This is a genomic window from Natrinema sp. CRL1, from assembly GCF_059162405.1.
This window is the reverse complement of sequence record NZ_JBLVOY010000004.1, coordinates 125,445-149,934: the sequence shown is the minus strand read 5'-3', so window position 1 is coordinate 149,934 and position 24,490 is coordinate 125,445. Positions and strand designations below refer to the sequence as shown.

Genomic DNA, 24,490 nt, shown 5'->3' with positions numbered 1-24,490 from the left:
CCCGGTCGGGCCGGGAGTCGATTCGCCGAAGAGCGGTTGCCAGCGGCCTCGAGAATGCGGGTCGCGTGAGTTATCACGTCGCGGCCCGTCGGCGGGCGGACCGCGATAGTCGACCGCGTGTCCCGGTCTTAGACGGCGTCGGGACCGGTCTTGCCGGTGCGGATCTGGGTCGCGCCCTCGACGGGCATGACGAAGATCTTGCCGTCACCGGGTTCGCCGGTTTCCGCGCCCTCGCGGATGGCGTCGACGACTTCTTGGGCGGGGATGTCGGCGACGACGCACTCGATTTTGACCTTCTGGTGGAGGTCGACCGTGTACTCCTCGCCGCGCCATTGGCCCTTCTTTGCGGGCTGGGAGCCGCGGCCGGAGACGTTGGTAACCGTCAGCGACGGTGCGCCGGCTTCCGCCAGCGACTGCTTGATTGCTCCGAGGCGGTCGGGACGGACGATGGCGGTGACCATCTTGATTTGGCCGTCGTTCGGCTCGCCGCCGTCGGCACGAATGATCTCGTCGCCGCCGTCGGTGGCGACGTCGGGCTGCCCGAACTCGGGGTAGGTGTCGACGCCGTGTTCGGAGACGTCGAGCCCGTCGCGCTCGTGTTCTGGCGAGACGCGGGCCTGTCCGGCGGCCTTGAACGCGTACCAGATGACGCCGGTCGCAACGACCGTCCAGACGGTGATGACGGCGACGCCGATGACTTGGGCGATGAACGCGTTTGCGATGCTATCGACGACACCCGGTGCGGCCACGAAGGGGAACAGCAGCGTTCCGAGGACGCCCGCGGAGCCGTGGACGGGGAAGACGGCACAGACGTCGTCGATCTTCAGGTACTGCTCGACGAACTCGAAGACGAGCGGCAGCTGGGCGCCGGCGAGACCGCCGACGACGAACGCGCCCCACCACGCGGTGGTGTCTGGGATCGCGGTGATCGCGGCCAGCCCGGCCAGTAGACCGTTCGCGACGTACAAGGTATCGACTTTGCCGGTCTTGAGCCACGCGATGAGGCCGGCCCCCATCGCACCGCAGGCCATCGCGACCGTCGTGGTCAGGGCGACGCGACCGAGTTGATCGCCGAGGAACGCGCCCTCGCCGATGATCGCCGAGGTACCGACGTTGAAGCCGTACCAGCCGAAGGCGAGGACTAGCGTTCCGAGCACGGCGAAGGTCAGCGAGTGCCCGGGAATGACGTTCGCGCTCCCGTCGCTGTTGTACCGGTCCATGCGCGGACCGAGGACCCACGCGGCGGTGAGGCCGGCAATGCCGCCCATCCCGTGGACGATCGTCCCGCCCGCGAAGTCGTGGAACAGGACGCCGCTGTACGCGAGGTGTTCGCCGGCCCACGTGAGGCCGGTGACGACCGGGTAGATGACCGCGGCCAGCAGGAAGGTGTAGGTGACGTACGCGCGGAGTTTCGCACGACCGGCGACGGCTCCCGAGACGATCGTCGCCGCGGTCATGGCGAAGACCGCACCGTACAGCCAGTCAATCCAGCCCGCGGCGTCGCCCTGGAAGGCGGGCGCGAAGCCGTCACCGGCGACGATACCCTCGACGCCAACGCCGATGAGGAAGAACACCGTTACGCCGACCGACCAGGTCAACAGGTTCTTCGTCAACTGGTTCGCGACGTTCTTCGAGCGCACCTGCCCCGCCTCGAGCATGGCGAAGCCGGCGTGCATGAAGAAGATCAGGAACGTAGCGACCAGGATCCACGTGTAGTTGATCGCCTCGGTCAGCATCTCGATGTCGGTCTGCAGAAGCGTCGGATCCATCAGACGCTCACCCCCGTGTTCCGCACAGCGCTGCATTCAGCGACCAAACGATCGTCTCTTTCCAGTGCAATTCCGTTCATGTTTGTCCTCCAAATCACGTTCGAGTCAGTTGTACTTGTATCATTTAAGGGTTAGCGTTGACAAGTCTGCAAAATAACGGCCGTAATAGGGTCATCCGACCAAAGCTAAATCAGATTTAATGTGTATAAGGGTATTGGAAATCACGTCTTTTTCGAGCGACGGTTATATTCTACGCGTTTGTCAACCCGAGATGAGCGGCCGACCCGTTCGGAATCGGGATGATTACCGGTCGATTGCCGTGTGAGCGGGGCATATCGGCGTTCCTCCGCTCGCGCGCGGCAGATATTGTCACCCCGGTTTGCGTGTCGGACTCGAGATTGACATTCGTCTAATCGACTGTGCGACGCGGCGTGAAATGGTCGCTTTCCGAGAGTGCGTCTCCGAACTGAATCCGGGGACGGGAGACTCGGCGCCCCTACAGCCGTTGTGCGACGTCTTCGGCGAAGTAGGTTAGAATCAGATCCGCACCGGCCCGCTTGATCGACAGCAGCGACTCGAGGCCGACCGCCTCGAGATCGAGCCACCCCTTCTCGGCGGCGGCGTGGAGCATGGCGTACTCGCCGGAGACGTTGTAGGCTGCGACGGGGTGGTCGAACTCCCGGCGGACGGCGCTGACGATGTCCAGATACGGCAGGGCAGGTTTGACCATCATCACGTCCGCGCCCTGCTCGGCGTCGAGTCGGACCTCCCGCATTGCTTCCCGCGAGTTTGCGGGGTCCATCTGGTAGTGTCGCCGGTTACCGAACGAGGGCGCGCCGTCGGCGGCGTCCCGGAAGGGACCGTAGAACGCGCTCTCGTACTTGGCCGCGTAGCTCATGATTGGGACGTGCTCGAACCCCGCCGCGTCCAGCGCCTCGCGAATGGCCGCGACCATCCCGTCCATCATCCCGCTCGGCGCAACCATGTCCGCGCCCGCACGAGCGTGGGACGTGACGATTTTCTCGAGGGCCTCGAGCGTCGCGTCGTTGTCGACGGTCATCGTCGGCTCGCAGGCGGGGCCGTCCGCGTCGACGATGTCCTCGCTCCGTAACTCCTCCTCGAGCGGGCCGCAGTGGCCGTGGTCGGTGTACTCACAGAGACAGACGTCGGTGATGACGTAGGCGTCGGTCTCGCTCGTTATCCGGCGCAGTGCCTCCTGAATGACGCCGTCTTCGGCCCACGCACGGCTCCCCTCGGGATCCTTCGACGCCGGAATACCGAACAGCATGATCGCCTCGACGCCCGTCTCGAGGACTTCCTCGACGCGGTCGACGATGCCGTCGATCGGTACGCGGTCGTGGCCGGGCATCGACTCGATCGGCCGGCGTTCGTCGGTCGTCGCGTCGACGAAGACGGGGGCGATCAGGTCGGCGGGCTCGAGGCTCGTCTCGCTGACGAGGCCGCGAACGCGGTCCTGTCGGAGTCGTCGGGGGCGGTGAGTGAGATCCATAGCCGTGTATTCGACGGGAGTCGCAAAAGCGATGCGCTCGATGCGCCGCGGGTCGCGGCCGACCTGACGGACACTGTGAGTGTGTGGCGTCCCGCCGACGCTCGGCGGTCGTCTTGCCCCATCGAACTGCGATCCAGCACCGCCTGCCGAGAACAATACCCTCATCCGTCGGAATCGATGACTCTCGAGTGACTGTCGCTCTCCGAGGCGTGATAATTTCGATGACAGGACTACTCGAGGTCGACTGATGCGCTGGCGATACAAGGAAACCGTCCTCGCGATGTGTACGCTCGCCTTTCTGGCGACGATGGCCGGCAGACTGGTGATCAGTCCGGTTGTGCCACGGATCACCGCGGAGTTTAACATCTCGAACTCGGTGATCGGACTCGCGCTGACGGGGATGTGGATGGCGTACTTCTGCTCGCAGTTTCCGAGCGGCGTCTTCGCGGACAAGTACGGCGAACGGCGGATCATTCTGGTCGCCGTCGGCGGGACGGCTCTCGCGAGTGCCTTCCTCGCGGTCGCGCCGCTGTTTCCGGTCTTCGTCGTCGGAACCGTCGCGCTCGGGGCCGTCGCCGGCCTCCACTACAGCGTCGCGACGTCGCTGCTGACCCGCACCTACGACGAAATCGGGGTCGCGATCGGCGTCCACAACAGCGGCGGTCCGATTGCGGGGCTCGTCACACCACCCATCGCCGCGTGGGTCGCCGTTCGGTACGGCTGGCGCGCCGCGATCGCGGTCGGTACCGTCGTCGCCGTGCCGATCTTCGTCTTGTTCGCCCGCTCGGTGCGGCCGACCGCGCCCCAGCGGCCCGACCAGTCGATGGCCTCCCGGTTCGAACTCGCGCCGCTCGTCGAACTGCTCTCCCGGCCGAAAATTGCGTTCACTTGCGTCCTCGCGATTCTGGGCGATTTCGTCTGGCAGGCGACCTCCTCGTTCTTGCCGACCTTCCTCGTCGCCTATCGCGGCCAGTCCGCGACGACGGCGAGTCTCGTCTTCGGCGGCTACTTCGTCGTCCAGGGGATCACGCAGGTCGGCGTGGGGGCGGCTTCCGATCGGTACGGCCGGGAGAGTTCCACGGCGGCCTGTATGGTTCTCTCGGTCGCCGGCTTCCTCCTGTATATCGTCGTTCCGGGGATCGTCTCCGTCGTTGCGGGAACCGTCCTCCTCGGGATCGGTCTCGGCTGGGGTGCGGCACTCCTGCCCCGGTTCATGGACGAACTCTCCGCGGCCGAACGCAGCGCGGGGTTCGGACTCGTTCGAACCGTCTACGGCTTCGTTGGCGCGCTGGGGTCGGTGATGACCGGCACGCTGGCGGATCTGTTCGGGTGGGGCGTCTCCTTCGGCTTTCTCGCCGCGTTACTCGCCGTCGTCTTCGTCGCACTGGCGGCTAACTGGGCGTTCTCGCTCGGCTATTGATTCCGGCTCGAGGTCCGCCCGGTCGTTGTTACGGCAGGAATAGGCGACCTCTAACTCCCGGTGAACTCGTCGGCCACTTATGTATCGTGCGGGCGAAACACGCGCTATGGAAGCCCAGTCGCGGCGGAAGGGCGCGGCACGATGTACGGACTGCGGCAGGGCGCTTGCTGTCTGGCTCTCGCCAAACGAGGTTCGGCCGATCGGGAGCGCGGACGGCTGTCCCTGCGGCAACACCTCCTTCGACGTGTTCTCGTGAGCGGTGATAACGGGGCGGCGCTCGAAAGCCGCGTTCTTTCCTCCGTTCTGGTCCTGTTTCCACCGTGCCAAACGCCGAGGAAGCGGTCACGACCCTCGAGGAACTGGGGCTGACGGAGTACGAGTCCCGGTGTTTCGTGGCGCTCGTCCGCCTCTCGACGGGGACCGCCAAGGAAATCAGCCAGGTCGCGGACATCCCTCGCTCGCGGGTGTACGACACCATCGAGCGCCTCGAGCGGAAGGGGCTGGTCTCCGTCCAGCAGACCGAACCGCGCCAGTACAAGGCCGTCCCGGTCGACACGGCGTGTCGACGAATCCGCGAGGACTACGACTCTCGTATCAATGCCGCCGAGAACGCGCTCGGCCAGCTCGAGGAGCCGGATTCAAAGGAGGACGAGGGGATGTGGGCGATCACCCGGAAAGAACACATCACCGACCGCGTCGTGATGTTCCTCGAGGAAGCCGAGGAGACGGTTCACTACCTCGTTCCGGCGACGGAAGTCGTCGACCAGCAGATCTACACCGAGCTTCGGGCGGCCGCCGAACGCGGTGTCAGCGTGTCCATCGAGGTCGCGACGGACGACGACCGCGAGGCGTTCGCCGACGCGGTTCCGGGCGCGGATATCGAGGAGACCTCCGCTCTCCAATCGACGAACGAGATCTACGACGAGTGGCCAGCGCAGTTACTCATGGTCGACCAGCAAGCGATCGTCGCTGCGGGTATCAAGGAGAGTAACCTTCCAGACGTGGTCAACGAGATGGCGGTCTGGACCTACGGCCGCGATCACGGCTTTGCGGTCTGGATACGCGAACTGCTCGACGATCGGTTCGCGGAACACGACGACGACCGAACGACGGACAACTGAGGGTTTTCGGTCTCGCATGCTGATTGTCCGACCGAAGCCGCTTCCTCGGTCTGTTGGAACCCGAACGCCGGCGAGTACGCACTTTTAAGTACGCGACCCACTTTTAATCTGCTAGCAATGGCCATAGACCCACAGTTCCACGAGAACCGCGATCAGGTCGACGAACACGAGGGACACTCGGTCTGGGGGCCCGTCGACGAGCCCGAGGAACTCGGGATCCACGGCACGCACGTCGCCGTCGACTTCGACATCTGTCTCGCCGATGGGGCCTGCGTCGAGGACTGTCCAGTCGACGTTTTCGAGTGGATCGACACGCCGGGTCACCCAGAAAGCGAAGAGAAGGCAGACCCCGCGAACGAAGTGCAGTGTATCGATTGTATGCTCTGTGTCGACGTCTGTCCGGTCGACGCCATCGACGTCGACGCCGGACGATCGGCCTAACTGATCTTATTCGGCGCGATCGACATCGACTTTCTCCTTCAGGCTCTCGAGCCCATCTGCCTCCGCGAGTTCTTGGAGCCGCTCGCGGAAGTGCTCCTCACAGAGGCCAACTTTGAGTCCGTCGGACTCCGCGGCGAAGGCAGCCTCGCGGTCGCAATAGTGGCAGTTCATACACCGTCGTATGGCCCACGATGCATTGAACCCTCCGCTAGCGGCCATGATTTGGGTTAATCGGCTGTCAGCTCGAGTCGGTCGAACGCCTCGCGAGAGAGCCCGTCGACGCCGAGTCGTTCGTCGTGGGCGTCGCTGCCGCCGGTCGCGAGCAGGCCGTGGCGTTCGATCGCTCGCTCGACGGGTGCGCGGTCGACCTCGCGGCCGTAGGGGTACTGCAGTTCGACGGCGTCGAGTTCTGCGGCCAGCGCGAGCGCGCTCTCGGGATCGCGGTATCGCAGCGGGTGGGCCAGCGAGACGAGCCGACACGACTCGGACAGCGCCGCCTGTCCGCGCTCGAACGAGGGAACCGCTCTGGGGACATAACACGGACAATCGGAGCCGATGACGTGATCGAACGCGCCCTGATAGTCGTAGTCGGTTCCGGAATGGGCCTCGATCGCCCGCGCGATGTGTGGCCGCCCGAACCCGCCGTCGATCGTCACGTCGAGGTCGATGCCGAGTCGCGACTCCACGCAGTCGACGATCGCCCGGCCGCGCTCGATGCGATTCTCCTGAATCTTTCCCAGGATCGCCTCGAGTTCCGTGCTCGGCTCGAGGCCGTAGCCGAGCAGGTCGATCCGTTGTCCCCCCGGCGTTTCGACTCGCAACTCGATCCCGTGGAGCAGCGTCACGCCGTCGCGCTCGACGACCGGCCCGTCGAACGGCTGTACCCGATCGTGATCCGTCACTGCGACGACGTCAACGCCGCCGCGCCGGGCGGCCTCGGGGACGGCCTCGAGCTCGAGGCTCCCGTCCGAGCGCGTCGTATGGACGTGTAAATCCGCATACGGCATACGGTACCCGAACGGGCCCGCTCGTAAAGGCGTTACTCCACTTTGCACCCGCCGTCCTCTATCTCTAGGGGACTATTAGGTGTATAAGGTATCCAGTGCTACTAGGAAACATAGATGGACAATGTTTATAATTATCGTTCACAGAGGATAGGGTGTAATGCTGCTCAACGGCACCGGCGACGTCATCGACGACCACGAGTACCCCGCCACGACCGAGGAACTGATCGAGGAGTACGGCGACCGGACCCTCGAACTCCCGAACGGTAGCGAGACGGTCGCCGATGTACTCGCCCGCCTCGAGTCCGAAACCTTCGACAATTCCGAGGACGCGCGCTTTGCCGTCTACTCCGCCGTCAGCGACAAGGCCATCGGCCGCGTCGGCTACAGCGACCGCGACCCGACCCCGGTCGGCAGCCCGTATTCGCCTGACCCTGTCTCATTCTAGCCAAACTTTTGACGCGGGGTCTTCCCTCACTGCGCTCGGTCGAACCCCGCGCAAAAACTTTGATGAAAAAGGCCGAGCGCGCCAGCGGCGCGCTCGGTACGACTGCTTGCGCTCAACAGTGCGGAGGGGTCACCGTTAGTATCCGCGAGCGAAGCCGTCGGCTGAGCGAGCGGGCCGACGACTGACCCGGAATGAACGCAGTGAATGGAGGGGAGGGAGGAGTGCTTTTATACTAAATTTTGCCGAGGGCGCGGCGAAGCCGCACTCGCAGAGTAAAATTTAGGTTCTAGAAATCGTCGATGACGGGAATCCCGACCGTTTCGAAGTCGGTCATCGACGCGAGTTTGTCGCTGACATCCTCGAGGCCGATCGTCTCGGAGACGACGGCTTCGGGCTCGAGTTTGCCGGTCGCGACCATGCGGAAGATTTCGTCATAGCGGGTCGGGGGCATGCCCAGCGAGCCGATGAACTCGATTTCGCTCATGACCATCGCGTCCGTCGGCAAGGTGATCATCCCTTGCTCGTCCTGTGTGGTGAGTCCGACCTGGATGTGCTGGCCGCGGGTGCCGAGGCTCATCACGGAGTTCTGGCTGGTCGTTTCGATTCCGAGTGCGTCCATCGCGACGCCGGCCCCGCCGTCGGTGATCGACGTGACCTCGCCGGGCACGTCCTCGACGTCTTCGGCGTTGACCGTTTCGACGGCCCCGAGCTCCTCGGCTTTCTCGAGTTTCTCGTCTTTCAGGTCGACCGCGACGACGTTGCCGCCCAGCGCGTCGGCGATGTGGACCGCAGAGAGGCCGACGCCCCCGCAGCCGTGGATCGCGACCCAGTCGCCGGCACCGATATCGGCGCGGTGGGCCAGCGCGTGGAAGGAGGTCATAAAGCGACAGCCGAGCCCGGCCATGTCGACCGAGGAGACGCCGTCGGGGAGTTTCACGAGGTTGTGGTCGGCGACGGGGACGTGGAGTTGCTCGGCGAAGGCACCCGGTGCCTCCTCGATGAAGCCAAGCGGCATCACGTTCTCGCAGGTATTCGAGTGGCCCCGCTGGCACTGCGGGCAGACGCCGTCGCCGAGGTTGAACGGAACCGCGACGTGGTCACCTTCGGATACCTGTTCGACGTCGTCGCCGACGGCGATGACCCGGCCGGCGGGCTCGTGGCCGAGGATCTGGCCGGGCTGGGTCTCGAGTCCGAGCCATCCCCAGTCGCCCTGCCAGCCGTGCCAGTCGCTCCGGCAGACGCCGCAGGCTTCGACGTCGACGACCGCGCCGTTGGGTGCCGGCTCCGGCGCGTCGACCTCTTCGATCGATAGCGGTTCCGCGTGCTCCTCGAGGACTGCTGCGCGCATGTGTATGATTAACTATTGCATAGTACAAATAGACCCCACTCCGTTGCAGAGAGTGATAGGACTCCAAAGCCAACAGTGTCGAGCGCGGTAGCGATCGACTCAGTCCAGAAATTCCATCGCGTCGCCCAACTCGAGGGGAACAGCGCCTTTCCGATACCCTTCGACGTGGCCGTTCGGCCGGACGCGGTAGACGACCGCGGGGCGGTGGCGCACGTCGGGTTGTTCGCCGCGGACCGCGCTCCACGAATCATCTCGGAAACTCGAGCAGTCGACGAACAGTACCGCGCCGCCGCCGTGTTCGGCCAGTTGGCCGTTGGTCTTGGTCTCGGCGGTGTCGCGGACGGCAGCCACGGGGCCCGAGGCCGCGCGGTTGCCCGGCGGTTGCGGGCGAGTGACTTCGACGAGGACGTTGGTATCACCGTTTTCGGCCCGGAAGTCCAGCGAGTGCCCGGTCGTGACTTCGATCTCCGGAACGACGCCGTAGCCCGCGTCGGTAAGGATCTTCGCGGCGATGAATTCGGCCATCGCGGCGCTCATCCGGACGCGGTCGACGTGGTCGCTGGTTCCGAGCTTGCCCGACATGACGTGTCGGTACTCGTCGAGAACGCCGGTCTGGAGGAACTCTTCGAAGAAACGAGTGGTTTCTCGCCGGCCGGCATCGGGAAAGCCGGCGGCGTGTTCGCGGAAGAACGCTCGAGTCGAGTGACGGCCGTCTTTGGACATGAAAACCGGCAGGAAAAACCACGAGAGGTGCGGGTAGTCGGCGAGCCACGGGTCCTCTTCGTGGAGCGTCGCGGTCAGCTCCCGTTGGGCCCACCGCGAGACGTGATAGGGGACGTCCCGCCAGCCGAACTTATCGGTCTTCCAGAGCGCGGAGGGCGTTTCGGTGTTGCCCATCCAGTAGGCCTCCGAGTCGGTGCGTGCAAAGAGGGCGATGTCGCCGTTTTGCATCTCGAAGCGGTGTGTCTGCCAGTTGCCGCCGATCTTGAACCACGGCGAGACGGCTTGGGCACCGATGTTCGATTGGAGCGACTGGAGAATGTCGTGTCGTACTCGCCCGTCGCTCCACGACTGGGGCGAATAGCGAAAGCGAAGCGGCCGTGCCACGGGCGGAATTACGCCGCGGGGATGCATATATCGTTCGTTGTCACCTGTCGCAGGAATCGTGCGATTCGTCGCCAAATTCGTGTAATCGGTCCGGAAGCCGCGATACGTTTTACCCGATCAGCGGATGTGATGGACCGTTACATTAATAGTCGCGACGCCCCTATCATGTTCATACTTACCATGTCAATGGGTGCCTATGACGAGGACGAACACGAGCGCCGCGAACAACAAGCCTCGAAGGTCGACACCGATTTCGACGACGAGCGGACGATTTACCGCGGCGAGGTCGAGTACGATTCCGGCGACTCCACCGAGGAACTGCTCGACCGGTTCGAACAGATGAAGTCGGACTAGGGCCGACCGACGGTGGGTTTCTCCTCCTCTTTTCGTCGGGGTTTCCGCTGGGTGAGTGTCCAGTTCAGTCGTTCCGAGTTCGAACTGCCCTCGAGTACGTCCGCCGTCGAATGCCGACGAACTCAAACGAACTCGAGCCGAACGGGTCACTCGAGGGCGTCCCAGCCCGGCGTTTCGGGTGCGCCGCGGGCCGTCTCGACAGCGTCGGCGACGGTCGGTGACGGAACGGCCTCGCCGGCTGCCCGGTAGCGCCGGTTCCAGTCACGGATCGCCGGGCCGACCCACGACAGCTCCTCTGCGGCGGTCGATTCGTCGCTCCCGTTCCCGCTCTCGAGTACCTGCTCTTTCGCCCGCTCGTAGTGCTGGTCGGAGATCGCCAGCGTACCGGGGCTCGAGGCGGCGGCGACCGCGATTGCCTCGGCTCGATCCGCCCGCGTGAGGTCGCCGCTCGCGGCTCGGTCGATGAGTCCCTCGAGGGCGGCCGGCTCCGGATGGCAGAACAGTTTCGCGCCGATCGCCTGCAAGCCGAGTAACAATCCGTCCGGGTCGCCGTGATCAGCCTCGAGCAGCCGGTCGCCGCCGAACGTCGCCTCGACGCGTTCGCACTCGGTCTCCTGCTCGAGCGCGAGGTTGTGTTCGGGGTAGGCCCCGCACTCGTCGGGATAGCGGTCGCTCCCGTGAATCCGACACTGCAGCGTCGTCGGATCGAGAAAGACGCAGGTCGGGAGCCACGTCGGCTCCTCGCGCCCGAACGGGGCCACCGGCTTCGGCGGCTTTCGGAGGCCGACGAAGAAGACCGGCCGGCCCGCGACGGCGGCGACGGTGTGGCCGTCGATGTCGACACCCTCGCCGTCGCCCTCGGTCTCTCCGGGGGACGCGTCGCCCGAGCGTTCGTCGCGAGCGTCCCAGAACCGCGGCGTCAGCGCGTCGGCCATCCCCGCCTCGAGGAACGCGCGCACCTCGTCGCGGGTCAACGGGACGAAGTTCGTGTCGTCGTCGAGCGGCTCGCGAGCCGATTCTCGTTCGGCGTCGCGCTCGCCGAACGGATTGCGATGTCGCTTGCGTCGGTAACTGGCCTCGCTGTTACCCTCGGTTTCGGCGTCGGTACCTCGAGTTGCGGCCGTCGCGTCGGCCCCGCCGTCGAGCAGCGGTCGCCAGTCCATGCAACAGCCCGCACAGCCCTCGCAGTTCACCTCCATAGGCGGCGGTACACCGCTGTGGCCTATAACCGCTGTGCGGGCTCGCGCCACCGTGGGGCTCGAATGCCCGATCGATTTCGACGGGAGAACGACTTTCACCGTCGGGCACCCACGCCACCGTATGTCGAAGGATTCCTGTGACGGCTGCGGCCGGACGGTCACGGTGTCGGGCGGGATCGCCAACCTCTGGTCGTTCGGCACCGACGCCGGCACCGTCGGGACCGCGATCACGCTCGAACTCGAGGACGGGTCGTCGCACCTGCTGTGTTATCCGTGTGTCGAGGCGTTGCCGGACTATCCGACCGTCGAGGACATCGAGCGGTTAGAGCAGGTCGACGAGGAGACCTCGCAACTCGGCGTGCTGTGACATCCTCCTCGCCGTAAACGGCGAGGCTTCCCACGCATGGGGAATACTAGTCAGTCGTCGTCACCAGAACCCGAGGTTCTGGTTGGCTCACGAGACGTGGTCTCGTGAACGCTAGCAGAGGGTTTCGACTCTTCGTAGGACGTGAGCGTCATCTGGTGTGGTGAGCTCTTCTCACAGTGAGTCGTGGCGGTGTCACAACCGCTCCCATCCCGAGGCGAGTCATTGCGCTCCGCCTTGTCAAGCGGGACGCTCTCTCCCCACGGGTCAACCCGTCGTGCAATATTCGCGGAAGCGTTGATGTCGGCCTGAAACGTCGAAACGTGGCAGTCGTCGTTCGGACACTGGAACTCAGCCTGCGAGTCACGCCGACCGATACGGTGGCACGAGTGGCACGTCTGTGAGGTGTACGCCGGATTCACGTACTCAACCGGGATGCCTGCTTCCATCGCCTTATCCTCAATGCGTCCTTGGAGTCGGGCGAACGCCCACGAGTGAAGCCGACGGTTCATGTACTTCCCGTAGTCGAGACGCTCACGGATGTACGTCAAGTCCTCCATCACCAACACCGGGTTCTCGTACTGCTTTGCGTACTCGACGGCTTGCCGAGACGCTTTCTCCACGATGTTGGTGAGCGTGTTCTGGTAGTGCGTGAAGCGGTCTTCAATCCGCCACTTGGATGCGTCACGCTCTTGGAATCGTTTCAGGGTTGTGTGCATCTCTTTTCGGAGATGCTTCGCTCTGCTTCCGCTACACACGAACGGGTCAGTCGGAGAACCGTCCTTGAGGGCACAGCCTGTGATGAGGGCGGTTTCTCCGATGTCTAAGCCGATGTGCGTGGCGTCACCGTCCGTCGCTGGTTCTTCGACTGGGTACTCGACGGTGACGTGCAGTACCCAGTTCTTCCGATGCTTCTGAAGCCGTATCTCACCGGCCTTCGCGTCCTCCGATACGAGGTCGTGCCAGAGGTCTTCCTGTTCGGGGTTGATGCGGAGCGGTATCCAGAAATTCGTTCCCCGACCTGGGCGGGGAACCCATCACGTAAACTCGTAGTCGCGTTCTTCGGAGTGGTCGAACTTTGCAGCCTGATTCGTGAGCCGTATCGGGTGGCCGTCGTCCAACTCCTTCGCGTTGTACGTCTTGCGGAGTTTCGGGACGTAGTTGCAGATGGCAGCCTTCGCCTGATACGGGAGGTCGTAGGGCGTCACGATGTCACTCACCGCTGACATGGTACTCGCCTCGGTGTCGAACGCCTCTTGCAGACCGTCACGGTACGTTTCGAGCAGGTCGTTGAGTTTCGACTGCTTGTGCGCGGTGGGTGGGGCGAACGTCGCTTGAAGAGTCTTAGTTATCGTTGTCACTGGCGTCTAATCCTTTCTCGATTAATTCAGCGTAGGCACGAGGATGTCGGATGCCATTGTCGCGAGCGTAGTCCTTCACCCGTTCATGGAGGTCGCTCCCTCGCTCTATATCGATTTCAGTTCGCACAATTCTTTGTACGTTTTCTTGGAACTAATAGGTTTTGTTTGGTATTCAGACTGCTGTAGCCTGTGGGTTGCGTAGTTGAGTGACGCGATTCACGCCCGTCCTAAAGGGGGGGAGGGGATTCTCTCGCTGTTTAAAGATAGCGTCGATCTTGGCGACTCGGCCGCAGTTGTCGGCCGCAAAAAATGTCGGATCGAGGTGGAGGCGAGTGTGACGGTCACGGCGCACTGCGCCGCGGCGACGTGAGCACGACGGCCCGTAGCCGTCCACGGCATGCCGTAACCGTGAGCGGAAGGGGTGGGATTTGAACGCCACGGGGCGAAATGCCGCCGCGGAACCAGGTGGCACCGCGGTGCTCTACCGCTGAGCGACCCTTCCACATCTCGATTCGACGGCGGATTTCGTCTTTGTAATCGGCCGTCTACCCGTTCGCAGACAGCCGGCGGTCTCCGGTAGGTGGGTGATACCCGACGGTAGCCGGCGGTTTCGACGCTGCTGGGGCGTCTCTCTCTGGACCACCGCAGCGGGCGCAACGGTCCGCAGCATTTAGGACGCGGCCGCCCCGTGAGTCCAACGGTGAATCCCGAGCGGATCTTCGAGGAGTTTCCCGCGCCGAGTTACCGCGGGACCCAACAGCAGGCCCTCCGCGACATTCGCGACGCGTTCGCGGCCGGAAACGACGTCGTGCTCGTTCGCGCGCCGACGGGCAGCGGCAAGTCCTTACTCGCCCGCGCCGTCGCCGGCTGTGCCCGCCGTGCGGACGAGGGCGACCCCAGCGACGCCACCGGGGCCTACTACACGACCCCGCAGGTCTCCCAGTTGGACGACGTGGCGGCCGACGACTTACTGGCCGATCTCAACGTCATCCGCGGGAAGTCGAACTACACCTGCATCCTGCCGGAGGAACGCGACACGCCGGTCAATCAGGCCCCCTGCGTGCGAGAGCGGGGCTACGACTGTTCGGTCAAACACCGCTGTCCGTACTTCTCCGACCGGGCGATCGCGTCGAACCGCGAAATCGCGGCGATGACGCTGGCCTATTTCATGCAGACCGCCGGGAGCGAAGTCTTCCGCAAACGCGACGTCGTCGTCGTCGACGAGGCCCACGGCCTCGCCGAGTGGGCCGAGATGTACGCGACTATCCAGCTCGGCCCGCGAACCGTCCCCTTCTGGGACGACCTCCGTGTCCCCGAAATCGACGGCATCGAGCGCGCCGTCCGCTACGCCGAGAGCCTCGCCAGTACCTGCGAGCGCCGCAAGGACGACCTGCTCGCACAGGACTCGCTGTCCCCCGGCGAGGTGCGCGAACGCGACCGCTTACAGGAACTCATCGGCGAACTCGAGTGGTTCGTCTCCGATTACCGCGATCCCCAGAGTCCGACGACGTGGCTGGTCGATCAGTCAGAACTGGGGTCGGGCACACGCAATGCCAACGATGAGAGCGACGAACCCGCCGGCGGCCCGCTGACGATCAAGCCGATGAACCCCGAGAAGTACCTCCAGCACACCGTCTGGGACCGGGGCAACAAGTTCGCGCTGCTCTCGGCGACGATCCTCAACAAGGCCGCGTTCTGCCGGCAGGTCGGGCTCGACCCCGACGACGTCGCGTTGGTCGACGTCGAGCACACCTTCCCCGTCGAGAACCGGCCGCTGTACGACGTGACACAGGGGAAGATGACCTACGAGGAACGCGACGAAACGACGCCCAAAATCGCCCGCACCATCGTCCGCCTCATGCAACACCATCCCGAGGAAAAGGGGCTGGTCCACGCCCACTCCTACGACATTCAGGAGCGACTCGCCGACCTCCTTCGGGACTTCGGCGTCGGCGACCGGATTCGAATCCACGACCGCGACGGCCGCGACGCCGCCCTCGAGGAGTGGAAGGCGAGCGACGACCCCGACGTCTTCCTCTCGGTAAAGATGGAGGAAGCGCTGGATCTCAAGGGCGACCTCTGTCGCTGGCAGGTTCTCTGTAAAGCCCCCTTCCTCAACACCGGCGACTCGCGGGTGGCCCACCGACTCGAGGAGGGACAGTGGGCGTGGTACTACCGCACGGCGCTCAGAACCGTCATTCAGGGCTGTGGCCGGGTCGTCCGCGCGCCCGACGACTACGGGGCGACCTATCTCGCGGACTCGAGTCTGGTAGATCTGTTCGACCGCGCGAAGACGGACATGCCGGACTGGTTCGAGGCGCAGGTCGACCGCATGGAACGGCCGGACCTGCCGGCGTTCGAGCCGCGGTCGGCGCTCGACGGGAGGGCGTCGGGAACCGGCGGCCGATCCGGTTCGGGCTCCGGAACTGGAACTGCGAGTCGGGGGCAGGCCTCCGGTGCTGATTCAAACAGCGGCCGGAACGGCCGATCGTCGTCGCGCTCGAGTCGGTCGGGATCGGGCCGGTCCTCCCGCTCGAGTCCGCTGGCGGACGTTTGGGACACGGACGAATAGCGGCCGACTGGCGGGCCGATTCTATCGCTCGAGTTCCCGTTTCGCCTGCCGGATCTCGTCGTATTTCTCGTCCGCGCCGTCGACGCGAGCGAGGCCCTCCGCGGCCTCGAGGGTGCGAACGCCGTTGTCGAGGAAGGAGAGCACGTCACCCGAATAGGCATACACCATGTAGTCGTCGGTCATCACGTCGACGATCGCGTCGGGGCCGAGCCCCTGTGCGCGCAACTCGAGTAAGTACTTGATGAACTTCCGCTCCGGGCAGCCACAGTAGGGATTGTTGTCACAGCCACAATCGAGGAAGTCCTGCGTGAAATCGAGCACCCGATCGCGGGTCGCGTCGTCGAGTTTCTCGAGGCCGTCACCCTGGAAGAGCATGTCGAGTGTCGCGCCCTTGAACGCTCCCTTGGGGATGTTCGTCTCGAGCTGGGAGCTGAGCTGCCGGTGGTTCTTGATGTAGATCTTGTCGGTGATAGCCACGCGTTGGCGGTCCTAGGGGCTGTGGGTCGAAAAACGTCTCGGTCGCGAGCGCGACTCGAGTGCGACGAGAGCTCGGCCCGTACGCGGCAGCCGGAATCGCGCGGTATGGCTCCCCACACCGCATCGGAGAGTCGTAACGTATTTGAGTCCAACCGGCCGTAGGATAATCTGTACGCGTGTCCGGGTTGGGGTAGTGGTTATCCTTCAGCCTTGTGGAGGCTGAGACGCGGGTTCGATTCTCGCACCCGGACTTTTTCGCGACGAGTAACACGAGGAGCGGAAAAGCCGGAAGGCGAAATCGAACCAGACGAGTCGCGCGAAGCGAGGCGAGCACGTCTCGCCGTGGTTCGATTCTCGTACCCGGCCCGGTTCGATTCTCGCACCCAGACCGGCTTGATTCCGGAGACGTTCAGACTCGCTGAAGCGCAGCTTTTTGTGTGTCGTTCCGTCAGTAGCAGACGTGACTCGCGGATTAGAGCCCACGGAGGAGTACGACGGTTCCATCGTCGTTCGGCTGTTAGACGACCAGACGGGAACCGAGCGGGTTCGCTGTCCGTCGTACGAGGACGCGATCGCCGTCGTCAAGGAACACCACCGCTCGGTCACGGTCGCGAAGATAATCGATCGGGATGGCGAGGTCGTCTTTACCTCCGCCGGGATGGACATCGACGACTGGGCGACGGAGTGGGAACACGCGAAACGTCGCCTCTCCGTCGACGTCGAAGAGTACGATTGCCCGTACGACAACATCGCCTGTGTCGCCGACGACCACTGCATCCAGTGTCAGATCGACGCGGTACAGGACCAGTACTGAACTCGAGTGCGACCGCCACCTCAAGGACGGCTCGGGTACTCCACAGAGATGACTCGTTCACGTTGCATCCTCGAGAAAGCTGGTCAATCGTTCGACGAAGTAGTCGGGTCGTTCCTCCGGGATCCAGTGGCCGGCGCGCTCGATGACCTCGCCGTCGACATCGGTCGCGACCCGTTCCATGTCCCTGATCGGGAGCTCGCGAAAAGAGGCCTCGCCACCGAGCGCGAGAACGGGAATCTCGAGGGGGTTTTCGGCGTGGTTCCGATTGTGCTCGGCGTCGGTCTCGTACGCGCGGTAGTACTCGAAACCGCCCCGCAGGCCGCCGGCCTGTGAGTAACAGCGAACGTACTCGTCGCGGGCGTCGTCGTCGATCGCAGACGGGTCGTACGCCCCTTCCCCGTAGAACCAGTCGAGATAGAGCCGTTCCCGGCCAGCAACCAGCCGTTCCGGGAGGTCACGGACGCTATGAAAGCGGGTGTGCCAGAGCTTGCGTTTCCCGTCCTCGTTGATACCGGGAAGGCCCGCCTCGAGGACACAGAGTGCGCGGACCTCGTCGCGGTACTGGGCGGCGTACGCGTAGGCCGTCGGCATCCCCCAGTCGTGCCCGACGAGCGCGATCGGTTGGTCGTCGAACTCGAGGTGGGAAACCAGTTCGCGGACGTCAGTTGCGACGGTCTCTTTGTCGTACCCCGAAACGGGCGTCTCGGAGTCGCCCAGCCCGCGGAGGTCCGGTGCGATGACGGTGTAGTTCTCGGCTAAGGCGGGGATAACGTCTCGCCACTCGTACCACGTCTGTGGCCAGCCATGGAGCAACACCAGCGGCGGGCCCGTGCCGGCAGTCACGTAGTGCAGTTTCGTTCCGTTGACGCGGGCCTGACCGTGCCCAATGTTGTCACATGAACCCATACGACAATATTACGAGGCCGATGTATCAGTGTTCGGCCGAGACTCTCTCGGACCCGCGACTGACGCACCCTCAGACCGATATCCACCCACGTCCACCGACCGATCGAGAACGGACATGGACGACACTGCCGAGTGTCTCCTGTGGCGGAATCGTCCTCTTCGATGGAGCCTGTCGGACAAAAACGATGGGCGGGCGGTTGGCCCGTTCGGCGGCTTTGTCATGCGCCCGCGTTTAGGAGCGCCGGCCCGTACCGCGTGTATGGCGGATACCCAGCACGGCGGCATGTTCGGCAACGCGCAGCAGAACGCGGCGCTTGCCTGGGTACTCACGGTCGCGCTCGTCGTGCTCGCGCTCAATCACGGCCTCGAGGACTCGTACCGCTGGCTTGCCTTTACCGGCTTTGCGGTTGCGATCGTCTTGCTCCCGGCCGTCGCGTTTCGGGATCCGCTCGTGATGCCGCCCTGGGAATTGCTTGTCCTCGTCTTGCTCCCCGTCGTCGACGCGACGGTCCTCGGTGAGACGGTCCTGACGTCGATCGCGATCTACGTCGCCGTCGCCGCGATCGCGCTCGTCGCCACCGTCGAGATCGATCGGTTCACCGCGGTTCGGATGAACCACGCGTTCGCGGTCGTGCTGGTCGTACTCACGACGCTTGCCGTCGCCGGTGCGTGGCACGTCGCTCAATGGCTCGCCGACGTGACCTTCAGGACGAACTACATTCTCGACGGCCGGTCACAGGACGCGGCCAATCACGACCTGATGGTCAACTTCGCGTACGCGGCGATCGCCGGCCTGTTCGCGGGCGTGGTCTTCGGCCGGTACTTCGGATCCTACGGCGACGATATCGAGACTCAGCGGACGCCGACGCCACAGGAGACGTCCCCGGATTCCGAACCGAATCCCGTTCCGACCCTGATCCGCGATCAGCTAGATGCCCCGGAGTCGACGGTGCGGCGACTCTCTCGAGTCATGCAGGTGGCCCTCGGCGTCCTCCTGCTGTACGGGTTCGTCACCCTCGATCTGACGACGGTCTCGAACGCCGCCATCGCGCTCGGAATCACCTTCCTTCCCGCCCTCCTCGAGCGGGACTACCGACTCACGCTCGAGCCGGGGCTCGTGTTCTGGCTCACTGCAGCGGTATTTCTCCACGCACTCGGCTCGGCCGGACTGTACGCGCTCATCAGCTCGTGGGATAGTCTGACGCATACGATTTCGGCGTCGATCGTCGCCGCGGCGGGGTATGCCGTCGTTCGGGCGATCGACCTCCACACCGACGAGATCTATTTCCCGCCGGCGATGCTGTTCGCGTTCATCCTCGTTTTCGTCCTCGCCTTCGGCGTCGTCTGGGAGCTTCTAGAGTTTACCCTCGACTGGAGCGCACAGCAACTCGGCATCGGAGCCGTCGTCGCCCAACACGGGCTGAGCGATACGATCGTCGACCTCGTCTACGACGTCGTCGGGGCCGTCGTCGCCGCGATCTGGGGCTCGTTCTATCTCACCGCGCTCTCCCAGCGCATCGCCGCCCAACTCGACGGCTAACGACTTCGCCCGGCTCGAGTCGATCCGGCCGACTCGGCGACTCGGCAGAAATCGAAAACAGCGGGCTCAGTCCGCCGCTTCGGTCAGTCGCTGTACCTCGTCTTCGGCGAGCGAGAGCTGCGAGGCGGCGACGTTCGACTCGAGGTGGTCCGGGTCCGACGTGCCCGGAATCGGGAGGATGACCTCGGAGCGCTCGAGCAGCCACGCGAGTCCGACCTGTCGGCGCGTCGCGTCGTGTTCCTCGGCGATTTCGTCTAAGAGGTCGCCGTGTTCGTCCAGGTCGTCGCCGTTGATCGGAGCCCACGGGATGAAGCCGATGCCCTCGTCGTCACAGATCTCGAGGACCTCTTGACTCCCGCGGTCGTTCAGGTTGTATCGGTTCTGGACGGTCGCGATCTCGACCTGTTCGCGGGCTCGATCGAGGAGTTCGGCGGAGACGTTGCTGACGCCGACCTCGTTGACGACGCCCTCGTCTTTGAGTTCCGCGAAGGCCGCGACGGAGTCCTCGAAGGGGGTGTCCTCGTCGTCGGGCCGGTGGAACTGGTAGAGGTCGATGGTGTCGGTCTGGAGCCGATCGAGCGACGTGAGCGCCTGATTCCGGATGTAGTCCGGATCGCCGTGGGCAATCCAGTCGCCGTCGCGGTTGCGCAGGAGCCCGGCCTTGGTCGCGACCAGTACGTTCTCGGGGTCGCCGATCGCCTCACCAATGAGTCGCTCGCTGGCAGCGGGGCCATAGGAGTCGGCCGTGTCGATGAGATCGACGCCGCAGTCGACGGCGTGTCGAACGACCTCGCGTGCGAGCTCCTCGTCGTCGGGTGCACCGATGATGTCCTCGCCGGTGAGCCGCATCGCGCCGAACCCCAGCCGGTGGACGGTCGAATCGCCGATTTCGAACGTGTCGCTCTCGTTTGTGATCGAGTTGCTGCTCACGGGCGTACCGACAGCCTCGCGCCCCTTGAGGGGCAGGCTACCCCGAACGGAATGCCGGTTATTCTCGGCCGGCGCGCTCGAGGCCGTCGTCGACACGGATTCGGGATGAGAATATCCGGCTCGCTGCTCCTGTTTATCCGGCGTGATTCCGCTCTGTGAATGTGAACTCCAGCGGGTCAGTTGGGGTCTCAGAAGATCGCCGTCGCGCCCCACGCCACCATCGAGGAGACCATGAGTACCGCGAAGACGAGCGCGATGAGCTGATTCTTGTCCATAGATAACGGGATTCGCTCCGCGTGTATCAATCCCACGACCGCCGCCGCGAGCCAGTCGCGGGCCGCTTGCGACTCGCTACGCGAACCGCGCGTCGACGACGACGTGTGCGACGCCCGCGCTGTGGCTCTTTACGCGGCGTTTCTCGAGTACCTCGAGTTCGCGCCCGGCGGCGGTGCCGGCGGCCTCGAGTCGCTCGAGCGGGCGGTCCCAGAGCCGCGACTCGGGGGTCGCCTCGTGGTAGTGGACGACGCCGCCGGGGACGAGCGCCGCGAGGGCGTCTGCGAGGAAGTCGTGTGCTTCGTCCGTTCGCGCGCTCTCGTCTGGACTCTCGTTCTCGGCGCTCGAGCCGTCCGAACTGCCGTAGTAGCCCATGACGATCCGATCGGCCTCGATCTCCCCGGCGAGGTCCCGACAGTCGGTCATGTAGGCGTCGACCCGGTCGTCGACGTCGTTGAGCACGGCGTTCTCGAGCAGGTAGCGGAAGGCGGTCGGGTTGATTTCAGTCGCGGTCACTCTCGCGCCGGCCCGGGCCATCGGGAGCGTGAAGTAGCCGATGCCGGCGAACATGTCGAAGACGTGCTCGTCGTCGCTCCCGATGTCGCCCATTCGGGCGCGCTCAGCCTGATTGCCCGGCGAGAACATCACCGTCGCGGGGTCGAGTCCGTACCGCGTTCCGTGTTCGGTGTGGATCGTCTCCGTGTCCCCTTGGCCCGCGATGAGCCGGGTGCGGGGCTCGCGGTAGGTCCCCGCCGGCCCGTCGTTCGCGATCCCCTCGTCGGCCAGCACGCTGTCGGCCTCGCCGTGGAGTTCGAGCAGCGCCTCGCCCAGTTCGGCCTCGTCGGGACAGCCCTCGGGCACTGTCACGAGGATCACCGAGCCGATCACCGCCCACGAGCCCGGCACCGACTCGAGGTCGGCCTCACTCCAGCCCCGATCGGCAAGCAGGGCTTCCAGATCCGGATTCCGTGGCTCGGGCTCGAGTTGCCGGACGACCTCGAGCACGTCGGTTTCGGCTGGCGGCTCGGTGACCGGGAGCGCGACCCTGTCTGGGCCGTCCTCGCGGACGCGCCGCGTCTCGTCGTACACCCCCTCGGCGCGCAGCGACTCGGTAGCCGTCTCCGCTCGAGGTTTCTCGACGACCGCGGCCAGCGGGCCGTCGGATATCGCTCGCTCGAGGACGTCGTCGGCCGCGGGCTCGAGGGCCTCGTCCGTCGACGGCTCCGCTGCGTCCTCGTCAGTCATCTCTCGTCGTCCTCGTCGGGCAGAACGTGCAGTCCGGCGCGGCTCTTCAGGACGGGCACGGTCTCGGCCTCGGGATCGAAGTAGTCCGGCCGCGAGACGGTCTTGGCCTGAAACGTCTCGGGGTCGAGTACCTGCACCGCGTTGTCGTCCTCGACGGTGACGACCGTCGCTTCGGCCGCATCCTCGAGATCGCCGAGTTTGCGCGCGTCGGGGGAGTTGCCCTCCTCGTAGCTCGCCTCGTAGCGCTCGCCAGTCGTCACGCGGACGCCCTTGAGGTTGCCGCGGGCGCTGCGGACGAGAACTGGGCCGCCGTCGTCGTCGGCGAGATCGATGATATTGCCGGGAGTGTAGGGCGGCAGGCGGACGGCGAACGTAACTCGATAGACCTCGTTGCCGTCCTCGTCTTCCGTGACGAGGGTCTCGGCGTCGTTGACGGTGCCGCCGAACTCCTCGATCATCTTGTTCGAGATCTTCTTGCCGATCTTGTTGGTCGAGACCTTGACGTTCAGTCCGTCGTCAGTTTCGCCGATCTCGGTGACGAAGGCGTTGCGGTCGCCCGTCGCCTCCATATCGGCGACGATTTGGTTCGCGATTTCTTTCGCTCGATCGGTCTCCTCGGTCGTTGGGGTTCGATCCTCGGCGCGGATCTGGACGATGCTGGCGTAGTAGTCGCCGGCGATCCGTCCACACCGGGTACAGGTCTGGCGGGCGATCTTGACCGGTACCGTCACCTGCTCCTCGACCGGCGTTCCCCGCACCACGCCCGTGAAGTAACAGTGCATCCGGATCGTGTTCTGGTCGACCTGCTCGGGGTCGATCTGCCACGCGACGTCCTCGACGTCGACGTGGACGGCCAGCGCCTCGCTGACTTCCTCGATCGCAATGTCGGTGTAATCTTCCGCACCGACGTCGACCCACCGGTTGCCCCGGTAGACCGCACCGCAGCGGGAACAGACGCGAACGTCGATCCGGTCCGGAGCGTCCACGAAGTCGAAGTCCTCGAAGTAACAGGCATCACAGAGTTCGACCTCCGCACCGGGTCGCAACGGATCGTTCGCGTCGCTCGCCGACCGCTCGGGAACTGGGTCCCCACATCGGGGACAGAACGCACGCGATTCACTCATTGGCCCCGTTTGGGGTCTCACGGAGTTAAGGAACCCGTTCTCCCGACTCGAGATAATCGCCCGTACGGACATCGTGTCCGCAATCGCAAGCCACATATCACGTCCGGGGAGTATCACGCCGCGTAATGCAGGACGCGATTGTCGCCCGATCGATGGCTTGCTCGAGTCGACCAGCTCGCCGCGGGGGCGAGCGTTGATCGATGGCGGACCTCGTCGCGATCTTCGGCTCCGCGATCGGTCCGATCGTCGCCATCGCGGCCGTCGGTTACGTGCTGGCCACGGTCAAGGAGATCAACCCGGAGCCGCTGAACACGGCCGTAGTCTACGTGCTGGCACCCGCGCTGGTCTTTCACAGCCTCGCCGTTACGGAACTCGCGGCGTCGACGCTCCTGCGGGTGACGATCGGTATCGGGGCTTTCACCGCGGCTATGTGGGGAATCGCCGAGGCCGTCGGCCGCGCTACTGGCGAGCGAGAGCCGGCGTTGAGCGGGCTCGTCCTCGTCGCGATCTTCTGTAACTCGGGGAACCTCGGCATTCCCGTCTCCGACTTCGCGTTCGGCGAGGTCGGCCGCCAGACCGCGGTCCTCTTCCTCTCGGTCCAGTCCGTGCTGATGTACACCGTCGGCGTCTACGTCGCCTCCCGGAGCAGCGGTTCGGCCGGTCTCGAGGGCGTCCGTCGGGTGTTCTACATCCCGCTCGTCTACGCTGTTATCGCGGCACTGGTCGCACGAGCGCTGGATCTGGTCCCGCCCGCGGACGCGGCGGCGATGGAAACGCTCCAACTCGTCGGGGACTCTTCGATCCCGCTCATGTTGCTCATTCTCGGCATTCAACTCGCCCGGGCCGACACCGCCTCGGCGGTCTCGCGTGCGTGGCCCGCGACGGCCCTCAAGATGGGCGTCGCACCCGTCGTCGGGCTCGGCGTCGCGCTCCTCATCGGCTTCGACAACCCGACCGTCGCGCGCGTGTTCGTGCTCGAGACGGCAATGCCCGCCGCCGTGACGCCGCTGATTCTGGCCATCGAGTTCGCCGGCAGCGCCCGCACTGACGGGGTGCTCGTCTCCGAGTACGTCTCGACGTGTGTCTTCCTCACGACGCTGTTGGCGATCCCGGTGTTGACCGTGCTGATCGCGATTCTCCAGTCCGGCGTCGTCATCTGAGCC

The 24,490-nt window shown here is 64.7% G+C and carries 24 protein-coding genes, 2 tRNA genes and 1 pseudogene; 12 read left to right on the top strand and 15 right to left on the bottom strand.

The window, feature by feature from the left end:
* Positions 1-128 precede the first annotated feature (128 nt).
* Complete coding sequence (locus ACJYUO_RS14900) at positions 129-1,769, bottom strand: ammonium transporter (RefSeq protein WP_494346138.1); 1,641 nt, start codon at positions 1,767-1,769, stop codon at positions 129-131.
* A 496-nt stretch (positions 1,770-2,265) separates the two neighbouring features.
* Positions 2,266-3,279: a porphobilinogen synthase gene (gene hemB, locus ACJYUO_RS14895; protein ID WP_494346137.1), complete on the bottom strand. Its 1,014-nt coding sequence runs from the start codon at positions 3,277-3,279 to the stop codon at positions 2,266-2,268.
* Between the two features lie 247 nt (positions 3,280-3,526).
* On the opposite strand from hemB, the gene ACJYUO_RS14890 reads away from it, so the two are divergent.
* The 4 genes from ACJYUO_RS14890 to ACJYUO_RS14875 all read left to right on the top strand — a co-directional run bounded on the left by ACJYUO_RS14890 (position 3,527) and on the right by ACJYUO_RS14875 (position 6,261).
* Complete coding sequence (locus ACJYUO_RS14890) at positions 3,527-4,699, top strand: MFS transporter (RefSeq protein WP_494346136.1); 1,173 nt, start codon at positions 3,527-3,529, stop codon at positions 4,697-4,699.
* 106 nt (positions 4,700-4,805) lie between these two features.
* The gene (locus tag ACJYUO_RS14885) at positions 4,806-4,955 is read left to right on the top strand and encodes a hypothetical protein (RefSeq protein ID WP_494346135.1); all 150 of its coding nucleotides are present in this window, start codon (positions 4,806-4,808) and stop codon (positions 4,953-4,955) included.
* A gap of 64 nt (positions 4,956-5,019) precedes the next feature.
* Positions 5,020-5,820 (top strand): TrmB family transcriptional regulator, encoded by an 801-nt coding sequence (locus tag ACJYUO_RS14880; RefSeq protein WP_494346134.1) that lies wholly within the window; start codon positions 5,020-5,022, stop codon positions 5,818-5,820.
* A 117-nt stretch (positions 5,821-5,937) separates the two neighbouring features.
* Positions 5,938-6,261, top strand: a complete 324-nt coding sequence (locus tag ACJYUO_RS14875; protein WP_494346133.1) for a 4Fe-4S dicluster domain-containing protein — start codon at positions 5,938-5,940, stop codon at positions 6,259-6,261.
* A gap of 6 nt (positions 6,262-6,267) precedes the next feature.
* Here ACJYUO_RS14875 and ACJYUO_RS14870 read toward each other — a convergent pair whose 3' ends face one another.
* The gene (locus ACJYUO_RS14870) at positions 6,268-6,432 is read right to left on the bottom strand and encodes a DUF6757 family protein (protein ID WP_006183007.1); all 165 of its coding nucleotides are present in this window, start codon (positions 6,430-6,432) and stop codon (positions 6,268-6,270) included.
* Positions 6,433-6,488: 56 nt separating this feature from the next.
* A complete protein-coding gene (locus ACJYUO_RS14865; RefSeq protein WP_494346132.1) occupies positions 6,489-7,268 on the bottom strand; it encodes a PHP domain-containing protein in 780 nt (259 codons plus the stop codon).
* Positions 7,269-7,425: 157 nt separating this feature from the next.
* On the opposite strand from ACJYUO_RS14865, the gene ACJYUO_RS14860 reads away from it, so the two are divergent.
* Positions 7,426-7,713: a DUF5789 family protein gene (locus ACJYUO_RS14860; protein ID WP_494346131.1), complete on the top strand. Its 288-nt coding sequence runs from the start codon at positions 7,426-7,428 to the stop codon at positions 7,711-7,713.
* Between the two features lie 286 nt (positions 7,714-7,999).
* Here ACJYUO_RS14860 and ACJYUO_RS14855 read toward each other — a convergent pair whose 3' ends face one another.
* Together ACJYUO_RS14855 and ACJYUO_RS14850 are read right to left on the bottom strand one after the other, a co-directional pair.
* Positions 8,000-9,061, bottom strand: a complete 1,062-nt coding sequence (locus tag ACJYUO_RS14855; RefSeq protein ID WP_494346130.1) for a zinc-dependent alcohol dehydrogenase family protein — start codon at positions 9,059-9,061, stop codon at positions 8,000-8,002.
* A 99-nt stretch (positions 9,062-9,160) separates the two neighbouring features.
* Positions 9,161-10,168: a DUF5784 family protein gene (locus ACJYUO_RS14850; RefSeq protein WP_494346129.1), complete on the bottom strand. Its 1,008-nt coding sequence runs from the start codon at positions 10,166-10,168 to the stop codon at positions 9,161-9,163.
* 180 nt (positions 10,169-10,348) lie between these two features.
* Between ACJYUO_RS14850 and ACJYUO_RS14845 the strand changes: the two genes are divergently transcribed.
* The gene (locus ACJYUO_RS14845; RefSeq protein ID WP_229504785.1) at positions 10,349-10,522 is read left to right on the top strand and encodes a DUF5786 family protein; all 174 of its coding nucleotides are present in this window, start codon (positions 10,349-10,351) and stop codon (positions 10,520-10,522) included.
* Positions 10,523-10,668: 146 nt separating this feature from the next.
* On the opposite strand, the gene ACJYUO_RS14840 is transcribed toward ACJYUO_RS14845, so the two are convergent.
* Complete coding sequence (locus tag ACJYUO_RS14840) at positions 10,669-11,721, bottom strand: YkgJ family cysteine cluster protein (RefSeq protein WP_494346128.1); 1,053 nt, start codon at positions 11,719-11,721, stop codon at positions 10,669-10,671.
* A gap of 121 nt (positions 11,722-11,842) precedes the next feature.
* On the opposite strand from ACJYUO_RS14840, the gene ACJYUO_RS14835 reads away from it, so the two are divergent.
* Positions 11,843-12,088 (top strand): DUF7561 family protein, encoded by a 246-nt coding sequence (locus ACJYUO_RS14835; RefSeq protein ID WP_494346127.1) that lies wholly within the window; start codon positions 11,843-11,845, stop codon positions 12,086-12,088.
* A 50-nt stretch (positions 12,089-12,138) separates the two neighbouring features.
* Here the strand turns inward: ACJYUO_RS14835 and ACJYUO_RS14830 are convergent.
* Positions 12,139-13,446, bottom strand: a pseudogene (locus ACJYUO_RS14830) (RNA-guided endonuclease TnpB family protein).
* Between the two features lie 413 nt (positions 13,447-13,859).
* Positions 13,860-13,948: transfer RNA gene (locus ACJYUO_RS14825), tRNA-Gly, on the bottom strand.
* A 198-nt stretch (positions 13,949-14,146) separates the two neighbouring features.
* Here ACJYUO_RS14825 and ACJYUO_RS14820 point away from each other — a divergent pair.
* Positions 14,147-16,018 carry a helicase C-terminal domain-containing protein gene (locus ACJYUO_RS14820; RefSeq protein WP_494346470.1) on the top strand — a complete coding sequence of 624 codons (1,872 nt, stop codon included), beginning with the start codon at positions 14,147-14,149 and terminating at the stop codon, positions 16,016-16,018.
* A gap of 21 nt (positions 16,019-16,039) precedes the next feature.
* On the opposite strand, the gene ACJYUO_RS14815 is transcribed toward ACJYUO_RS14820, so the two are convergent.
* A complete protein-coding gene (locus tag ACJYUO_RS14815; protein WP_444719909.1) occupies positions 16,040-16,495 on the bottom strand; it encodes a DUF5814 domain-containing protein in 456 nt (151 codons plus the stop codon).
* 179 nt (positions 16,496-16,674) lie between these two features.
* On the opposite strand from ACJYUO_RS14815, the gene ACJYUO_RS14810 reads away from it, so the two are divergent.
* A tRNA-His gene (locus ACJYUO_RS14810) sits at positions 16,675-16,746 on the top strand.
* Positions 16,747-16,955: 209 nt separating this feature from the next.
* Positions 16,956-17,309 (top strand): hypothetical protein, encoded by a 354-nt coding sequence (locus tag ACJYUO_RS14805; RefSeq protein WP_494346126.1) that lies wholly within the window; start codon positions 16,956-16,958, stop codon positions 17,307-17,309.
* Between the two features lie 57 nt (positions 17,310-17,366).
* Here the strand turns inward: ACJYUO_RS14805 and ACJYUO_RS14800 are convergent, their stop codons facing one another.
* On the bottom strand, positions 17,367-18,215 hold the full coding sequence (locus ACJYUO_RS14800; RefSeq protein ID WP_494346125.1) for an alpha/beta fold hydrolase: 849 nt from the start codon (positions 18,213-18,215) through the stop codon (positions 17,367-17,369).
* Positions 18,216-18,474: 259 nt separating this feature from the next.
* Between ACJYUO_RS14800 and ACJYUO_RS14795 the strand changes: the two genes are divergently transcribed.
* A complete protein-coding gene (locus ACJYUO_RS14795; RefSeq protein ID WP_494346124.1) occupies positions 18,475-19,755 on the top strand; it encodes a DUF2238 domain-containing protein in 1,281 nt (426 codons plus the stop codon).
* Between the two features lie 66 nt (positions 19,756-19,821).
* Here ACJYUO_RS14795 and ACJYUO_RS14790 read toward each other — a convergent pair whose 3' ends face one another.
* From ACJYUO_RS14790 to ACJYUO_RS14775, 4 genes are all read right to left on the bottom strand, one after another.
* Positions 19,822-20,685 carry an aldo/keto reductase gene (locus ACJYUO_RS14790; RefSeq protein ID WP_494346123.1) on the bottom strand — a complete coding sequence of 288 codons (864 nt, stop codon included), beginning with the start codon at positions 20,683-20,685 and terminating at the stop codon, positions 19,822-19,824.
* A gap of 188 nt (positions 20,686-20,873) precedes the next feature.
* Entirely contained in the window at positions 20,874-20,996 is a 123-nt protein-coding gene (locus tag ACJYUO_RS14785) for a hypothetical protein (protein ID WP_494346122.1), read from the bottom strand.
* A 40-nt stretch (positions 20,997-21,036) separates the two neighbouring features.
* On the bottom strand, positions 21,037-22,203 hold the full coding sequence (locus ACJYUO_RS14780; RefSeq protein ID WP_494346121.1) for a class I SAM-dependent methyltransferase: 1,167 nt from the start codon (positions 22,201-22,203) through the stop codon (positions 21,037-21,039).
* On the bottom strand, positions 22,200-23,327 hold the full coding sequence (locus ACJYUO_RS14775) for a 60S ribosomal export protein NMD3 (protein WP_494346120.1): 1,128 nt from the start codon (positions 23,325-23,327) through the stop codon (positions 22,200-22,202). The genes ACJYUO_RS14780 and ACJYUO_RS14775 overlap by 4 nt, the downstream gene beginning before the upstream one ends.
* 200 nt (positions 23,328-23,527) lie before the next feature.
* Here ACJYUO_RS14775 and ACJYUO_RS14770 point away from each other — a divergent pair, with 200 nt between their 5' ends.
* Complete coding sequence (locus ACJYUO_RS14770) at positions 23,528-24,487, top strand: AEC family transporter (protein ID WP_494346119.1); 960 nt, start codon at positions 23,528-23,530, stop codon at positions 24,485-24,487.
* Positions 24,488-24,490 lie beyond the last annotated feature (3 nt).

Coding starts and splice junctions, on each gene's coding strand:
- ACJYUO_RS14900 (WP_494346138.1), bottom strand. CDS start 1,769: ATGGATCCGACGCTTCTGCAGACCGACATCGAGATGCTGACCGAGGCG.
- hemB (WP_494346137.1), bottom strand. CDS start 3,279: ATGGATCTCACTCACCGCCCCCGACGACTCCGACAGGACCGCGTTCGC.
- ACJYUO_RS14890 (WP_494346136.1), top strand. CDS start 3,527: ATGCGCTGGCGATACAAGGAAACCGTCCTCGCGATGTGTACGCTCGCC.
- ACJYUO_RS14885 (WP_494346135.1), top strand. CDS start 4,806: ATGGAAGCCCAGTCGCGGCGGAAGGGCGCGGCACGATGTACGGACTGC.
- ACJYUO_RS14875 (WP_494346133.1), top strand. CDS start 5,938: ATGGCCATAGACCCACAGTTCCACGAGAACCGCGATCAGGTCGACGAA.
- ACJYUO_RS14870 (WP_006183007.1), bottom strand. CDS start 6,432: ATGAACTGCCACTATTGCGACCGCGAGGCTGCCTTCGCCGCGGAGTCC.
- ACJYUO_RS14865 (WP_494346132.1), bottom strand. CDS start 7,268: ATGCCGTATGCGGATTTACACGTCCATACGACGCGCTCGGACGGGAGC.
- ACJYUO_RS14860 (WP_494346131.1), top strand. CDS start 7,426: ATGCTGCTCAACGGCACCGGCGACGTCATCGACGACCACGAGTACCCC.
- ACJYUO_RS14855 (WP_494346130.1), bottom strand. CDS start 9,061: ATGCGCGCAGCAGTCCTCGAGGAGCACGCGGAACCGCTATCGATCGAA.
- ACJYUO_RS14845 (WP_229504785.1), top strand. CDS start 10,349: ATGTCAATGGGTGCCTATGACGAGGACGAACACGAGCGCCGCGAACAA.
- ACJYUO_RS14840 (WP_494346128.1), bottom strand. CDS start 11,721: ATGGAGGTGAACTGCGAGGGCTGTGCGGGCTGTTGCATGGACTGGCGA.
- ACJYUO_RS14835 (WP_494346127.1), top strand. CDS start 11,843: ATGTCGAAGGATTCCTGTGACGGCTGCGGCCGGACGGTCACGGTGTCG.
- ACJYUO_RS14800 (WP_494346125.1), bottom strand. CDS start 18,215: ATGGGTTCATGTGACAACATTGGGCACGGTCAGGCCCGCGTCAACGGA.
- ACJYUO_RS14795 (WP_494346124.1), top strand. CDS start 18,475: ATGGCGGATACCCAGCACGGCGGCATGTTCGGCAACGCGCAGCAGAAC.
- ACJYUO_RS14780 (WP_494346121.1), bottom strand. CDS start 22,203: ATGACTGACGAGGACGCAGCGGAGCCGTCGACGGACGAGGCCCTCGAG.
- ACJYUO_RS14775 (WP_494346120.1), bottom strand. CDS start 23,327: ATGAGTGAATCGCGTGCGTTCTGTCCCCGATGTGGGGACCCAGTTCCC.
- ACJYUO_RS14770 (WP_494346119.1), top strand. CDS start 23,528: ATGGCGGACCTCGTCGCGATCTTCGGCTCCGCGATCGGTCCGATCGTC.